General features: G+C 58.5%; 16 protein-coding genes and 1 pseudogene. 6 read left to right on the top strand and 11 right to left on the bottom strand.

The window, feature by feature from the left end; genetic code table 11:
- Positions 1–3: 3 nt before the first annotated feature.
- From G560_RS0105875 to tatA, 5 genes are all read right to left on the bottom strand, one after another.
- Positions 4–1,020 (bottom strand): cytochrome-c peroxidase, encoded by a 1,017-nt coding sequence (locus G560_RS0105875; protein ID WP_155947178.1) that lies wholly within the window; start codon positions 1,018–1,020, stop codon positions 4–6.
- 140 nt (positions 1,021–1,160) lie between these two features.
- A complete protein-coding gene (locus tag G560_RS0105870; RefSeq protein ID WP_022703383.1) occupies positions 1,161–2,000 on the bottom strand; it encodes an ATP-binding protein in 840 nt (279 codons plus the stop codon).
- Positions 2,000–2,854 carry a twin-arginine translocase subunit TatC gene (gene tatC, locus G560_RS0105865; protein ID WP_022703382.1) on the bottom strand — a complete coding sequence of 285 codons (855 nt, stop codon included), beginning with the start codon at positions 2,852–2,854 and terminating at the stop codon, positions 2,000–2,002. Before tatC ends, G560_RS0105870 begins: the two co-directional genes overlap by 1 nt.
- The gene (gene tatB / locus G560_RS0105860; RefSeq protein ID WP_022703381.1) at positions 2,851–3,474 is read right to left on the bottom strand and encodes a Sec-independent protein translocase protein TatB; all 624 of its coding nucleotides are present in this window, start codon (positions 3,472–3,474) and stop codon (positions 2,851–2,853) included. The genes tatC and tatB overlap by 4 nt, the downstream gene beginning before the upstream one ends.
- Before the next feature lie 21 nt (positions 3,475–3,495).
- Positions 3,496–3,708: a twin-arginine translocase TatA/TatE family subunit gene (tatA, locus tag G560_RS0105855; RefSeq protein WP_022703380.1), complete on the bottom strand. Its 213-nt coding sequence runs from the start codon at positions 3,706–3,708 to the stop codon at positions 3,496–3,498.
- A gap of 149 nt (positions 3,709–3,857) precedes the next feature.
- Between tatA and G560_RS0105850 the strand changes: the two genes are divergently transcribed.
- The gene (locus G560_RS0105850) at positions 3,858–4,223 is read left to right on the top strand and encodes a helix-turn-helix transcriptional regulator (RefSeq protein WP_022703379.1); all 366 of its coding nucleotides are present in this window, start codon (positions 3,858–3,860) and stop codon (positions 4,221–4,223) included.
- 2 nt (positions 4,224–4,225) lie between these two features.
- Here G560_RS0105850 and G560_RS0105845 read toward each other — a convergent pair whose 3' ends face one another.
- From G560_RS0105845 to G560_RS20955, 4 genes are all read right to left on the bottom strand, one after another.
- Positions 4,226–5,305, bottom strand: a complete 1,080-nt coding sequence (locus tag G560_RS0105845) for an ABC transporter ATP-binding protein (protein ID WP_022703378.1) — start codon at positions 5,303–5,305, stop codon at positions 4,226–4,228.
- Between the two features lie 77 nt (positions 5,306–5,382).
- On the bottom strand, positions 5,383–5,967 hold the full coding sequence (locus tag G560_RS18690) for a histidine phosphatase family protein (RefSeq protein ID WP_022703377.1): 585 nt from the start codon (positions 5,965–5,967) through the stop codon (positions 5,383–5,385).
- A gap of 6 nt (positions 5,968–5,973) precedes the next feature.
- Complete coding sequence (locus tag G560_RS0105835; RefSeq protein WP_022703376.1) at positions 5,974–6,753, bottom strand: SDR family oxidoreductase; 780 nt, start codon at positions 6,751–6,753, stop codon at positions 5,974–5,976.
- 17 nt (positions 6,754–6,770) lie between these two features.
- On the bottom strand, positions 6,771–6,971 hold the full coding sequence (locus G560_RS20955; RefSeq protein WP_155947167.1) for a hypothetical protein: 201 nt from the start codon (positions 6,969–6,971) through the stop codon (positions 6,771–6,773).
- A 28-nt stretch (positions 6,972–6,999) separates the two neighbouring features.
- Between G560_RS20955 and G560_RS0105830 the strand changes: the two genes are divergently transcribed.
- From G560_RS0105830 to G560_RS0105810, 5 genes are all read left to right on the top strand, one after another.
- Positions 7,000–8,031 carry a Hint domain-containing protein gene (locus tag G560_RS0105830; protein ID WP_022703375.1) on the top strand — a complete coding sequence of 344 codons (1,032 nt, stop codon included), beginning with the start codon at positions 7,000–7,002 and terminating at the stop codon, positions 8,029–8,031.
- A gap of 51 nt (positions 8,032–8,082) precedes the next feature.
- A complete protein-coding gene (locus G560_RS0105825; RefSeq protein WP_022703374.1) occupies positions 8,083–9,681 on the top strand; it encodes a peptide chain release factor 3 in 1,599 nt (532 codons plus the stop codon).
- A gap of 120 nt (positions 9,682–9,801) precedes the next feature.
- On the top strand, positions 9,802–10,572 hold the full coding sequence (locus G560_RS0105820; RefSeq protein WP_022703373.1) for a hypothetical protein: 771 nt from the start codon (positions 9,802–9,804) through the stop codon (positions 10,570–10,572).
- Between the two features lie 15 nt (positions 10,573–10,587).
- Positions 10,588–11,763, top strand: coding sequence for a glycosyltransferase family 2 protein (locus tag G560_RS0105815; protein ID WP_022703372.1), 1,176 nt, complete (start codon positions 10,588–10,590; stop codon positions 11,761–11,763).
- Positions 11,764–11,881: 118 nt separating this feature from the next.
- Entirely contained in the window at positions 11,882–13,546 is a 1,665-nt protein-coding gene (locus tag G560_RS0105810) for a DEAD/DEAH box helicase (RefSeq protein WP_022703371.1), read from the top strand.
- Between the two features lie 102 nt (positions 13,547–13,648).
- Here the strand turns inward: G560_RS0105810 and G560_RS18685 are convergent.
- Together G560_RS18685 and G560_RS0105800 are read right to left on the bottom strand one after the other, a co-directional pair.
- Positions 13,649–14,767 (bottom strand): annotated as a pseudogene (locus G560_RS18685) (ribonuclease J); the annotation flags it as partial.
- Between the two features lie 30 nt (positions 14,768–14,797).
- On the bottom strand, positions 14,798–15,059 hold a 262-nt coding region (locus G560_RS0105800; RefSeq protein WP_022703369.1), incomplete at its 5' end, for an ATP-binding protein.

Genomic DNA, 15,059 nt, shown 5'->3' with positions numbered 1-15,059 from the left:
GCCTTACTGAGGCAAAACCTCGCCCGAGGGCTGCGGCGTTGAAGCTGTTTCTGCCGGAAGGATTGGGTAGGTCAAAGTTGGTGCTGTACCTGTAAGACTGTCCAGAAAAGCGACAATCTGTGTGGCGCTTTCATCGCTGATTTCCTCACCCAACTGCGATTCGGCCATGATCTGCACGGCAACCTTCAAATCCCAAACCTTGCCGGAATGGAAATATGGCGCGGTCAGTCCCACATTGCGCAACGGGGCCGCACGAAACACATATTCATCATCCGCCGTTTCGGTCACGGCAAAGCGGCCCTTGTCACCCACCGGCAAGATATCCGCGCCGGGTTTTTCAATCAGGCCAAAGGGATAATAGCCCTGCCCGCCCAAGTTAGTCCCCGCGTGACATGCGACACAGCCCAGATCCACGAACTGCTGCAAACCCGCTTTCTGGACATCCGACAAGGCCGCATCATCACCGTTCAACCACGCATCAAACGGTGCAGGCGTGATCAGCGTTGCCTCAAACGCTTCAATCGCCTTGGCAAAATTGTCAAAGCTGACAGGATCGGTTTCCCCCTCGAAAGCGCCTTCGAACCACGCGACATATTGCGGCATAGATTTCAGTGTGGCGACCACATTATCGGGCGTGTTCGCCATTTCAACACCGGCCTGTACCGGGCCTTTGGCCTGTTCGGCAAGGTCTGGCGCGCGGCCATCCCAAAACTGCGCCTCGTTGAAAACAGCGTTGAAAACGGTGGGTGAATTGCGCGGCCCACGCTGCCAGCCATGCCCGATGGAAGTTTCAAGATTGTCATCGCCGCCGGTGCCCACATTGTGACAAGAGTTGCATGAAAACACGCCCGATGCCGACATCCGCGGATCAAAAAACAGCGCCTTGCCCAGATCAATCTTGGCGGGCGTGATTGGGTTGTTTTTCACTGCGGGCGTGGTCGATGGCAGGGCCTTGAACGCCTCCAACGCGGTTTCGCGCAAGACATCGGCGCTGGCGGTTCCAGCGGCCATGCACCCCATCAGGGCCAAAAGTCCAAACCGTTTCGTAAATTCCATGAAATCCTCCCATGCATACATTCACATAGGGGATTGTATCGGATCCCGTCAGAATTGACTTTGATCAAGATCAACCAAAAGTGATCCTGTGTTTGATCGGAATCTCAGACCTTCACCCCGTGGCGCGCCGCCAGATCGGTGAAAAATTGCCAAGCCACCCGGCCGGAGCGCGACCCGCGTGTGGCCTGCCATTCTATTGCTTCGGCGCGCAAAGTGTCGGCGGCGACCACCAGCCCATGCGCTGCGAGATAGCCGTCAATCATCGCCAAATAGTCGTCTTGGCTGCACGGATGGAAGCCAAGCCAGAGGCCGAAACGGTCGGAGAGCGAAACCTTCTCTTCGACCGCCTCGGACGGGCTGATCGCGGTGGAGCGTTCGTTTTCGATCATGTCGCGCGGCATCAGGTGGCGGCGGTTGGAGGTGGCGTAAAAGATGACGTTGTCGGGGCGCCCTTCGATCCCGCCATCCAGCACGGCCTTGAGCGATTTGTAATGCGTGTCATCGTGGCTAAAGCTGAGGTCATCGCAAAACAGGATAAAGCGGCGGTTTGGGGCGGCACGCAGGTGGCGCAAAAGCGTGGTGACGGTTGGCAAATCTTCGCGGCTGAGTTCAACGAGAATGAGGGGGTGATTTGCTGTAATGTCGGCGTGGATCGCCTTGACAAGGCTGGATTTTCCCATCCCACGCGAGCCCCACAGCAAGGCGTTATTGGCGGGGAGGCCTTGGGCGAAATGCAAGGTGTTTTCATGCAAAATATCGCGGGCGCGGCTGATGCCGATCAGTAGGTCGAGATCGACCCGCGACACGTTTGGCACGGGGTCCAGACGGTCGGGGGCGGTGTGCCAGATAAAGGCGTTGGCCGCATCAAAATCGGGGGCGGGCACGGGCGCTGGGTTTATACGTTCCAGCGCCTCGGCGATGCGGATCAGGATTGCGTTATCCATTACTTAACGTCCTCACCCGTATCATCCTCGTCATAGTCGTCTTCGTCGACCCAAAGGCCTTGGGCGCGCAGATCGGCTTCGCGGGTTTTTTCGACCCGTTTCACAAGGAGGATGGAGATTTCATAAAGCCCGTAGACCACGGCAAACAGGATGATCTGGGTGACGACATCGGGCGGCGTCACGATGGCTGCCAGCACGAGGATGGCCACAACGGCGTATTTGCGTACAGACCCAAGGCCGCGCGCCGAGACGAGGCCCGCTTTGCCCATCAAGGTCAGCAAGACGGGAAGCTGGAAGCATAGGCCAAAGGCGAGGATGAATTTGGTGGTCAGGGCCAGATATTCCTCCATCGAGCCTTGGAACAGCACACCGACCGAGCCTGCGGCGGCATCGGTTGCAGGGCCCATTTGTTGGAAACCGAGGAAGAAATCGAACGCCAGTGGCAGGATGGCGAAATAGGCAAAGGCAGCGCCGATGGTGAACATGACGGGCGAGGCGACGAGGAAGGGTAAAAAAGCACCCTTTTCGTTTTTGTACAGGCCGGGGGCGACGAAGCGCCACATTTGAAAGGCAATGACAGGAAAGGAAAGGATGAAGCCGCCGAAAAGCGAGATGCGAATGGCGACGAAGAAGCCTTCTTGCAGTTTGATCAGCACGAGGCTGCAATCTTGGTTGCGGTCGGCAAGGGCGGCGCAGATCGGCTGGGTCAGGAAGTTGAAAATCGGGTTCCAGACGCTGAAGCACAGGACCATGCCAACGACGAACGCTAGGACCGAGTAGATCAGGCGGTTGCGCAGTTCGGTCAGGTGTTCGATCAGCGGGGCAGAGCTATTGTCGATGTCATCCGCGCTCATACGTCACCCTTTTTGGTGTTTGGCTTTGGTGTTTTGGGCGCAGGTTTTGGTGCAGCTTTCGGGGCCGGTTTGGGCGCGGCAGCCTTGGGCTTTGACGCCGGTTTGGCAGTTGGCTTGGCCGCAGGTTTTGCAGCCGCCTTTGCGGGCGGTTTTGCAGCAGGCTCTGCCGCTTTTGCCGTGCGTTCAACGCGTTTGGCGGCTTGCGCATCGGCAAGGGCCTGGGTTGCGGGGCCTTTGGGTATGTCCAGTTTGGGTTCGGCTGGCTTTGCGGCGGCGGGCTTTGGCGCATCTGGTTTTGGCGCGGCGGGGTCTGGTTTGGCGGCTGATGATTTGGTCGATTTCATCGGATCCCAGCTTTCAAACTTGGACGCCGCCGATTTCACCGCATCCAAGCCCATCGACTTGGCCGAGGTTGCCTTGCGCAGGTCCGAGGCCACGTCTTTGACGCCTGCCTCATCCGCCGCCGTTTCCATTGCGCGGGAAAATTCGCGCGCCATGCCTTTGGCCTTGGCGGTAAAGCGGCCAAGGGTGCGGAACATTTCTGGCAGATCTTTGGGGCCGATCACGATCAGCGCCACGATCCCGATGACCATAAGCTCGGTCCAGCCGATATCAAACATGGGCGTATCCCTGCGCGTCTATCAGACCTTGTCTTTTTTCTTGGGCGTCACATCGACGGCATCCGCAGCGGTCTTGTTTTCAAGCTCTTCCGCTTCTTCTTTCACGCCCTTTTTGAAGGCGTTGATGCCTTTGCCGACTTCACCCATCAAGGATGACACTTTGCCACGGCCAAACAGAACAAGGACGACAACGGCGATCAAGATAAGACCCATTGGGCCAATATTGTTTAACATTAGACTTCTCCCCTATCGGGCCGCGGGTTGGGGCCCAGACTGTTATCCGTTTCGTTTAGGGCTTCGTGCGGACGGATCAAAGGGGGATTCTGCTTTACGGGCCGCGCTGCTGACAGTATTTTGTCAGTTATAAGAAGGAGAGGCCAAGGATGAGCCGCGACCAACGCGTTTTCGATTTGATCCAGCGGATGCGCGACGGGCGGCTGCATACGGCGCATGCGCTGGCGCGGGAATTGGGCGTGTCGGTGCGCACGATCTGGCGCGATATGGCGATGATGGCCGCAACCGGCATTCCGGTCGAAGGCGAACGGGGGTTGGGGTACATCTTGCGCGCGCCGTTGATGTTGCCACCCGTGATGCTGACGCAAGAAGAATTGGAGGCGTTGATGGAGGGGCTGGCGCATGTTGGCGCAGGCGACGGGCCACGGGCACGGGCGGCGCGGGCCTTGCGGTTCAAAGTGGCGACGCTGTTGCCGCAAGCAGGGTTAGTGCCCGACCCCGAAGATCTGGCCTGACATCAGGCGGGAAAGACAAAACAGCGGTCGCGGCGGATCATCAACCATAGCGGCGTGCCGAGTTTGGGCAAAAACACCCCCGGCACAGCGGCGGTCAGTTTGGAGCCGTCGAAATCCATGGTGAAATCGACAAGGCTTTCGTGGCCCAAAAACCGCGCGCGCGACACGATACCACGGGCAGGTGTGCCATCTTGCGGGGTTGGGTTGGGGCCACGGCCCGCGCGGTCAAAATCGATTTTCAGGTGCTGGGGCCGGATCACGATTTCGACCTTGCCACCGTCGGCATGGCCGGGGGTCAGGAAGGCGCCAAAGGGGGTTTCGGTCAGTGCGCCCCGCGACACGGACCGTATCACGTTGATATCGCTGAAAAATGCGGCGGCAGCACGATCAACCGGCGCGTTATAAACATGATAAGGTGAGCCGCGCTGCACGATTTGGCCATCGCGCATCAAGGCAATCTCATCGGCCATGCGCAGCGCCTCGTCGGGTTCATGGGTGACCAGCAACACGGCGGTGCCTTCGTCTTTCAGCACCTCTAGGGTGGTGTCGCGGATGCCGTCACGCAGGCGGTTATCAAGGCCGGAAAAAGGTTCGTCCATCAGCATGATGCGCGGGCGCGGGGCAAGGGCGCGGGCAAGCGCCACGCGCTGCTGTTCGCCGCCCGAAAGTTCATGCGGGTGTTTGCTGCCAAAGCCTGCAAGGTTGACGCGTTCCAACAGCTCACCCACGCGGGCGGCGGCGGTGGTGCTGTCGCCGGTCAGGCCAAAAGCCACGTTCTTTGCCACGCTGAGGTGAGGAAACAAGGCGAAATCCTGAAACATCAGGCCAACGCCGCGCCGTTCGGGGGGCAGGCGCAGGTGGCTGTCACAGACGGTTTCGCCGTCCATCCGGATGCTGCCACTATCGGGGTTTTCAACACCTGCGATCATCCGCAGGGTCGTGGATTTGCCGCAACCGGACGGCCCAAGCAAGCAGGTCACCTGCCCTGCCGCCACGGTCAACGACAGGTTTTTCACCACGTCGCGCGCACCGAAACGGCGGGACAGGTTTGTAACCTCTAATCTGGGTTGGGGCGAAAGCATCGGGCGCGCGGCCTTTACCTTATTAATTCAATCGGGAATGGGTTAGCAGGCGCAGCAGCGATGAGCAAGTCTGGCGGCTATTTTACCGCAGCGGTTTCCAGCCCTTGCCACGGGTGCCCAGCGACAAAGCCTGCTGCACTGTAGGTTCCGGCCCAAAAGCTGCCGCCACGGCGTTGGTCGGCGGCGCGGGTAATGGGGGTTTTGGTCAGCGCGCACCACAAGAATGTGCCAACCGCGCCATGCCCGATGAACAGAAGGTTGTCTGACACTTCAGCCATAACCTCTTGAAAGGCTTGGGTTATGCGGGCCGTGGCGGCAATGGCGGATTCCCAGCCCATCGGGCCTGTTTCGGGATGGGCGAACAAGGCATCGGCCAAGGTTTCATGCTGATCATGCGGGATATAGCCCGTGGCGCTGCGGTCTACCTCGGCCATATCAGGGTGAATGTGCAGCGGCAGGGCAAAGGCATTGGCCAACAGTTCAGCGGTTTGCTGGGCTTTGGTTTCGGGCGAGGTGACGATACGCCACCCGCGACCGGGCCAGCCGCGTGCGGTGGAGGCAATCAGACGCCGCCGCCCCTGATCCGAAAGTTTCCATTCCGGAACAGGGGTTTGCGGGTCGATGTTCACCTCGGGGTGCGACAGATACAGGATACGCTGCACGAGAGGCTAGATTGTTGCGTTGACGGCGCCGCCATCAAGCAACAGGTTTTGACCCACGATAAAGCCCGCCTTGTTGGAACACAGGAACGCGCAGGCCGCGCCGAATTCGGCGGCAGTGCCATAGCGACGGGCGGGAATGGTGCCTTCGCGTTGTTTTTTGGCGGTAGCGCGGTCGATGCCTTGGGCCTTGGCGACGCCATCATCCAAGCTGTCGGCGCGGTCGGTGGCATGGATGCCGGGCAGCAGGTTGTTGATGGTGACGCCATGTTCGGCCACCTGCCGCGCGGTGCCTGCGACAAAGCCGGTCAGGCCGGTGCGCGCGGCATTGGACAGGCCCAGTGCAGGGATCGGTGCCTTGACCGAGCCGGAGGTAATGTTGACCACCCTGCCCCATTTGCGCGCGATCATGCCTGGCAAAACCGCCTGCATCAGGGCGATTGGGGTCAGCATATTGCCATCCAGTGCCTTGATGAAATCATCGCGCGACCAATCGGACCATAGGCCCGGAGGCGGGCCGCCTGCGTTGGTAACAAGAATATCAACATCGCCCGCAGCAGCCAGAACCGCAGTGCGGCCTGCATCGGTGGTAATATCGGCGGCCACGGCGGTGACCGTGACGCCGTAGGTGGCGCGCAGATGGCTGGCGGTTTGCTGCAACGCCGCATCACCGCGCGCGTTGATGATCAGGCTCACGCCTGCTTCGGCCAATGCCTCGGCGCACCCACGGCCCAAGCCCTTTGATGCCGCACAGACCAGTGCCGTTTTCCCTTTGATCCCGAGATCCATGTTTTCGCCCCTTGGTGTTATTTCTGAAACAGAGGTAGCAGGCAGAGGAGCCAAGGGAAAGTGGGCAGGCGCGATTCGCCGAGCAGCTGGTTTTTCGCGAGAGTGCGAAACAATGCGCACAGACCTGAGGTGTTGTTTCGCGCTAATAGTGCGATAAAATCGTAAGCTGGTGAAAAAATTAAGGATTTGATAAGGTTCTGTTCTGGAATATCGGGCATATTCCACCACCTATGTATTTAGTGAAAAATGGATCTTATTGTGCAAGCGACCGTTGAACAATCCGCCCTGCCCAGACAAATCTGTCAGGTTTTCACCTCGGATGATGTGTTTGTTTCGATTGGGGTTAACCTTAATGAAGGGTTGGCGGGGCTGGATGACGCTTGCCTCGGTGATATTTACGAACTGGCGCAGGGGGTCGAGGCGCAAAAGCTGGTTTTGCAGCGCGGTGGTGACGCCCAGACCGTGGCTGAGGGGAGCGCGTTGGGCACCCCTGGTGCATTGGTCACGATTGCGGCGCGTTACACCATGATGGCACCGGACGGTGACAAAGTGGAGATGCTGGCGCTGCGGGTTTGGGCCAATGCCGGCCTTGACGGGGCTTATTACATTTTGCCGCTGTCACCGATGGGCCCGCAAATCGAATATACTTTGGTCAAGATGGAAGAGCCGCAACCGGAAGAGCGGTTGATGGACCTATTGTGCATTTCCTTTGCGCGCGGCACGATGATCACGCTGGACGATGGCACGCAGCGCCCGATCGAGGATCTGGCCGCCGGCGACCGCGTTTTGACGCGTGACCACGGGCCGCAAGATTTGCGCTGGGTCGGTCATGTGACCTTGCGGGCGGTCGGGGCCTATGCGCCGGTGATGATTACGGCGGGCGTAATGGGCAACGCGGGCGATTTGGTGGTCAGCCAGCATCACCGCATGTTTCTGTATCAACGCCGCAAAGCGAATGGCGTGCCAAAATCGGAAATTCTGGTGCAGGCCAAGCATTTGGTGAATGGCAACACCGTGTTTTTGCGCGAAGGCGGGTTTGTCGACTATTACAGCCTGGTTTTTGACGCGCATGAAATCATCTATGCCGAGGGTATTCCCGCAGAAAGCCTGATGGTGACAGAGGCGACTGTGTCACGCCTGCCCCCCGATCTGGCCGCCGAGGTTAAGAAGCGGTTTCCAGGCCTTAGCCAAAGCCAGCACTTTGGAACCGAGGCCAGCGCGCAGGTTTTGGGGGCGCTTGGCCTCGACAGGCAAAAGCGCAGTGAGGGCGGGCGTTAGGGCCGCTTGCGGACAGTTGCGAAGCGCTGAAATTACCGATATGTGCCGCCTATGTTGGACAATCGCCCCCCCCTTCCGCCCGAAATCGCCCGCCGCCGGACCTTTGCGATCATCGCACATCCGGATGCCGGTAAAACCACACTGACCGAAAAGTTCCTGTTGTTTGGCGGGGCTATTCAGATGGCTGGCCAAGTGCGCGCCAAGGGTGAGGCGCGGCGCACGCGGTCGGATTTTATCAAGATGGAGCAAGACCGCGGGATTTCGGTTTCCGCATCCGCGATGTCGTTTGATTTCCGCGAGTTCCGGTTTAACCTTGTCGACACGCCCGGCCACTCGGATTTTTCCGAAGATACCTACCGCACGCTGACCGCCGTTGATGCCGCCGTGATGGTGATTGACGGGGCGAAAGGTGTGGAAAGCCAGACGCGAAAGCTGTTTGAAGTGTGCCGGTTGCGAGACCTGCCGATCCTGACCTTTTGTAACAAGATGGACCGTGAGGCCCGCGATACATTTGAAATTATTGACGAAATTCAGGAAAATCTGGCGATTGACGTGTCCCCTGCCAGTTGGCCCATCGGGTCGGGGCGTGACTTTCTGGGGTGCTATGACATTCTGAACGACCGATTGGAATTGATGGACCGCGCCGACCGGAACCGCGTGGCCGAAACGATTGAGATTAAAGGGTTGAACGACCCCAAGCTGGCGCAGCATGTGCCCGCCGAGATGTTGGCGAAACTGCGCGAAGAGCTGGAAATGGCCAAGGCCTTGCTGCCCGCGCTGAACCGCGAGGCGCTGTTGAACGGGTCGATGACGCCGATTTGGTTTGGGTCTGCGATCAACTCGTTTGGTGTTAAAGAATTGATGGACGGGATCGCGAAATTCGGGCCCGAGCCGCAACCGCAGCCCACAGCGTCACGCAAAGTGGCACCCGAAGAGCAGGCCGTGACCGGCGTTGTGTTCAAAGTGCAGGCCAATATGGACCCCAAGCACCGCGACCGCGTGGCGTTTGTGCGGCTTGCGTCTGGGCATTTTGAGCGCGGGATGAAGCTGAACCATGTGCGCAGCAAAAAGGTGATGACGATCAGCAGCCCTGTGCTGTTTTTGGCCGCCGACCGCGAGTTGGCCGAAGAGGCCTGGGCCGGGGATATTATTGGCATCCCGAACCACGGGCAGCTGCGTATCGGCGATGCGCTGACCGAGGGCGAGGATTTGCGGTTCACGGGCATCCCAAGTTTTGCGCCGGAACTGTTGCAAGGCGTGCGCGCGGGCGACCCGATGAAGGCAAAGCACCTTGAAAAGGCGCTGCTGCAATTTGCCGAAGAAGGGGCTGCGAAAGTGTTCAAGCCGATGATCGGGTCGGGCTATATCGTGGGTGTTGTCGGCGCGTTGCAGTTTGACGTGCTGGCTAGCCGGATTGAACAGGAATATTCCTTGCCTGTGCGGTTCGAGCCATCGCATTTCACCTCGGCCCGCTGGGTGCAGGGGCCGAAGGCGGAGTTGGACAAATTCACCAACATCAACAAAGGCCATATCGCGACCGATAGTGATGGGGATTTGGTGTTCCTGACGCGCCTGCAATGGGATATTGACCGGATCATCCGCGACTATCCCACGCTGAAATTAACCGCGACCAAGGAAATGATGGCGTGACCTGCGTGGCCAATTGGCCACGTACCCGCTGAGAAGATTACCAAATTTTACATCATGCCGTAGACTGCTGCGCAATATACCGCCACATTGTTTCTAAAAAGAAAACAAACGAGGCAGTTGATGGTGAGGCAGACGACCAAGCCGCTTTCCCCGCCCACATATGTGGGGGCGCCGGACAGCTTGATCGGCCATTGGGACAAGCGGCGTGGCCCGATGCGGCCCGAAGCAGGCGAAGGCTTGCCCGATATTGATGTGGATTTGGCCGCTTTGGTCATGAAACCTGTGGTTATGCCCCCTGATTTGCCGCAAGCCGCAAGCCGCTGGGCCGCGAAAGAGCATGAACTGCGGGTTGAAATGGTTGGCGAGTCCGAACTGGTGTTTTTGCATGGCTTCTTGATTTCCCATCTGCGCAAACGCCGTTTTCCCGCCGAGGCCGTCCCACTGTTTCGCAGAATATGGGTCGAACAGTCACCCTATTTGCTGGGGGTCCTCAGCACGCGCTGGCTCATTTCGGCCGTGATTACCTTTGGTGAACATGGGGCAACCGCATCGGAGCAGGCGCTGGGGCGCGAGATGGGCATGCTGTTTTCGATGATGAAACTCTATGAATTTGAGCGGTTGCATTCGGGCAAAGCGCCGGATGAGGTGTACGGCTTGCGCCGGATTGATGCGGTTTTGCCGCTGGAGATGACACCGTTTTCGCTGGCATCGGGCGGGCTTGATATCAACCTGCTGGCCCCCGTGTGGCAGCGCGCAATGGACGAGCCGGTGATGGGGCCGCTCGCCTGCCTGCTGCTGGACAGATTGAACCAAGATTCCGGCGGGTTGTTTCGCCGGATCAGCGCAATGCGCGACAAAAAACGCGCGCGAATAGCCGCGCGAAACACATAAAAGAAAAGAGGCCAAATGACACAGCCACGCGCCATTTTGATTGCAACCGCCAAAAACGAAGCGCCCTATTTTCTGGAATGGGTCGCGCATCATCTTGAAGTAGGGTTCACGGATATCGTTATCTATCAGAATGATAGCGATGATCTGACCCATCAGACATTGGTCGCTTTGCGCAATATCGGCGCGATTGAATATTATTATAACCGCGCCGTTGCGGGCCGCCATCAGGTCAGGGCCTATACGCGCAGTGGAAATTTGCCGCAATACGCCGAAAGCGATTGGGCGATGGCCTTGGATTTGGACGAGTTTTTGGTGGTCAAGACCGGCGACGGGACGATCAAGGATTTGATGAAGGCGCTGCCCGACAGCGATTGTATTCAACTGAACTGGCGGCTTTTTGGCAATTCGGGCTATGAAACGCTGACCGACCAGCTTGTGACAGACCGCTTTCGCATGGCGAATTATCAGATGAGAGAGCCAGACCATTTTGGCGCATATAAGTGCATGTTTCGCCCGTCGCTTTTTGAACGCCCCGGCATCCATCGCCCCAACGGCCCTAAAACGCCAGAAGAGACGATCCGCTATACCAATGGCAGCGGGCTTGCGCCGGAAGACTACGCGCTGAAAAACTTTAACTCGAACGATCCAGGGGGCTGCAAATTTGCGCAGATCAACCATTACATTGTGCGCGATCTTTCCAGCTTTATGCTGAAATCGGCACGCGGGTCGGCGCATCAAAGCAACCGCGAAATCGGGCACCGCTATTGGACCATGCGGAACAAGAACTTTGAGATTGACGACAGCATGCAGCCGTTTGTGGCACGGGTAAAGGCGCGCATGGCGGCGCTGGACAAAGCGTCTGACGGGCGGCTGATGGAACTGCGCGAGGCGGCCATATTCACACATTTGGCGCGCTATTACACCATGCTGCAAGAACCAGACATGCGGGCGTTCCGGACGTTTTGCAAAGAGCACCCGAATGCGGTTGATTACCGCAAGGTGGCGTTGGAAAAGGCAAAGGCCGAAGTGGCAGCGAAGCCGAAAGACGAAAAGATTGCCGCACGTGTCACAGAGGCAACCCCGAAACGCAGCACTGCGGATACGCGGGCCAAATCTGCGGTCAAATCAAAAGCCCCTGCGCTGTCAGCGAAAAAGCCCACGCATAAGGCGACCACAATGGCTGGAACTTGACGTTATCACCAATAACGGCTAACTCCTGATCAGCCTTCGGGCTTTAGACGCCGGGGCGCCCGGAATACTTGCGTCCCATCCCACCCTTGCGGTCCGATACCGCATTCACAGGACGCACATGACCAAATTTTCTGACCTCGCGCTGGATCCCCGCGTGCTTAAGGCTGTGGCCGAAGCAGGCTATGAGACCCCTACCCCCATTCAGGCCCAAGCCATTCCGCATGCGCTGGAAGGCAAAGACGTGTTGGGCATTGCCCAGACCGGCACCGGCAAAACCGCAAGTTTCGTGCTGCCGATGATTACCTTGCTGAGCAAGGGCCGTGCGCGCGCACGGATGCCGCGCAGCTTGGTGCTGGCACCCACACGCGAACTGGCCGCCCAAGTGGCCGAGAATTTTGAAACCTATGCCAAGCATACCAAGCTGACCAAAGCGCTGCTGATCGGTGGCGTGGCCTTTGGCGAGCAAGACAAGCTGATCGACCGTGGCGTTGACGTGCTGATCGCGACACCGGGCCGTTTGCTGGACCATTTCGAGCGTGGCAAATTGCTGTTGCAAGGCGTGCAGATCATGGTGGTCGATGAGGCAGACCGGATGCTGGATATGGGATTCATCCCCGATATCGAGAAAATCTTTAGCCTGACGCCGTTTACCCGCCAGACGTTTTTCTATTCGGCGACGATGGCACCGGAAATTGAACGGATCACCAATACCTTCCTGTCGGGTGCGGTAAAGATCGAAGTTGCGCGTCAGAACTCGACCTCTGACACGATCACGCAAAAGCTGATTGAGATAAAGCCGAGCCGCAAGGACCGGACCTTTGCCGAAAAGCGTGAGGTTTTGCGCGCGATCATTCGGGCCGAGGGTGAAAGCTGCACCAATGCGATTATTTTCTGCAATCGCAAGATGGATGTGGATGTTGTTGCCAAGTCGTTGAAACAGCACGGGTTTAACGCAAGCCCTATTCACGGCGATCTGGACCAATCGGTACGCACCCGCACGCTGGACGGGTTTCGCGACGGGTCTGTACATTTGCTGGTGGCGTCGGATGTGGCCGCGCGCGGTTTGGACATTCCCGCCGTGAGCCATGTGTTCAACTTTGACGTGCCAAGCCACCCCGAAGATTACGTGCACCGGATTGGTCGCACGGGCCGGGCGGGACGTGAAGGCAAGGCGTATACGCTGTCAGTCCCGTCGGATGCGAAGTATCTTTCTGCAATTGAGCAGCTGGTTGGCAAGCCCGTCCCGCGCGGCGAATTGCCCGAAGGAATCGCCCTAAAGACCGAGCGCCCTGCGCCTGCTGCCGCAGAGGAAGAGGTTGAAAAGCCAAAGCGTAGCCGTGGTGGCCGTAGCCGTTCGCGTGGGCCAAAGGCCGAAGCGGTTGCTGACGCAGACGCGGTAGATGCGCCGCAGGTTGAGGCCGTAGTTGCGCCCCCTGCCCCGGTTGCTGCCATTGCACCAACGCCTGCAGCCGAATATCGCCGCCCACCGAGTGAAGACCGTGCGCGCAGCGAGCCCCGACGGAATGCCCGCAGCGATGATCGTAATGACAATCGTCGGGACGGTCGGCGCGAAGAGCAGAGTGATGAGCGCCGTGGCGACCGCAATACTGAGCGCCGCGATGATCGGCGGGGCGGGAATGACCGTGTTGTCGGGCTTGGCGACCATGTGCCAGACTTCATTCTGCGCAGCTTTAAGATCGAAGATAACACACCGGATGACGACGATGATGGGGTTGACGCGGCCGTGGTTGAAATTGTTGCTGCGGATGAAAGCGCAACGTAACAAACCTAGGCGTTGGGTTTTGACCTAACGCTAGGTTCTAAAAGATAAAAAAAGGTGCGCAGGGTTTCCCTTGCGCGCCTTTTTCATGTTTAAGGTAAAGCGTTAGCCGTCAGTCAAACGGCTGACCACCACGGTCACCTCGGGCTTTTTGCCGATTTCTTCCATTGCAATCTGGCGCACCACGCGGCGCACGGCTTCGTCCAGCTTTGCGTCATCCTTCAGCACTTTTTTACCGGCCTTATCCAAGAACTCGGTCAAATCGGCTTCCAACGTATCGGCAAGCACTGCGCCGGTGCGGCCCTTTTCCGGCAGGCCTTTCACCTCAACCCAAGCATCGCCCAAGGGTTCATCTGCCTCGTCCAGCAGCAGCGTGACCATGACATGACCGTTCAGCGACATGCGAATACGGTCGCGGACCACACCATCGCGGGACCCGATCATGACCGAACCGTCCAGATAGGTGCGCCCTGTCTCGATATATTCGGCCACGACTGGCGCGTCGCCTGTCAGGTCGATCATCATGCCATTTGTCACCACATCCGACATGCGGCCAGCGGCCATCGCGATGCGGGCATGTTCGCGCAGGTGACGGTGTTCGCCGTGCATCGGGATCACGATTTCGGGGTTCAGCACCTTATGCACCGTTTCCAGATCGGGGCGGTTGGCGTGGCCGGACACGTGGTAAAGCCCGCCGCTGTCATCGACGATGTTCACGCCCATTTCCGAAAAGGCGTTCATCACCGAGATTACGCCGCGCTCGTTGCCAGGAATGGTTTTCGACGAAAACAGGAACGTATCGCCCTCTTTCATTTCCAGCCCCAGATATTTCCCGCGCGACAACTGGGCCGAGGCGGCGCGCCGTTCGCCTTGCGAGCCGGTGACGATCAGCATCAGATTGCCGCGCGGCACCTCTAGGGCCTCTTCAGGGCTGACTGTGCGTGGCAGGCCTTTCAGCACGCCCGCTTGTTCCGCCGCCGAAACCATACGGCGCATCGAGCGGCCCAAGAAACACACGGTCCGGTCGGCGGCCACGGCAGCATCGGCCAGTGTTTTGAGGCGCGCCACGTTAGAGGCAAAAGTGGTGGCCACAACCATGCCGCGTTGCGCCTTGATCAAGTCACGAATCGGGTCACGCAAGGTGGATTCGGACCGACCGGCGTGCAGGGAAAACACGTTGGTGTTGATTGTCACTGAGAACTGACCCGGCATTGTCACCGCGATTTGACCCACCCATTAGTTATGTTCTCTATGTCATGATGGCGTCAATGCTGTTGCCTCCTTTCGCTTTTTCTTCGCTGTTTCGGAGCTGGCCTTGAAGCGGTAGCTGTCATTGCCAGTCTCGAGGATGTGGCAGCGATGGGTAAGACGATCGAGCAGTGCGGTGGTCATCTTGGCATCGCCGAACACGCTGGCCCATTCGCTGAAGCTCAGGTTGGTGGTGATGATGACGCTGGTGCGTTCATACAGCTTGCTCAGAAGGTGGAAGAGCAATGCACCGCCAGAGGCACTGAAC

Source organism: Pseudorhodobacter ferrugineus DSM 5888, from assembly GCF_000420745.1.
Lineage (GTDB): Bacteria > Pseudomonadota > Alphaproteobacteria > Rhodobacterales > Rhodobacteraceae > Pseudorhodobacter > Pseudorhodobacter ferrugineus.
This window is presented reverse-complemented; position numbering and strand designations above follow the sequence as displayed.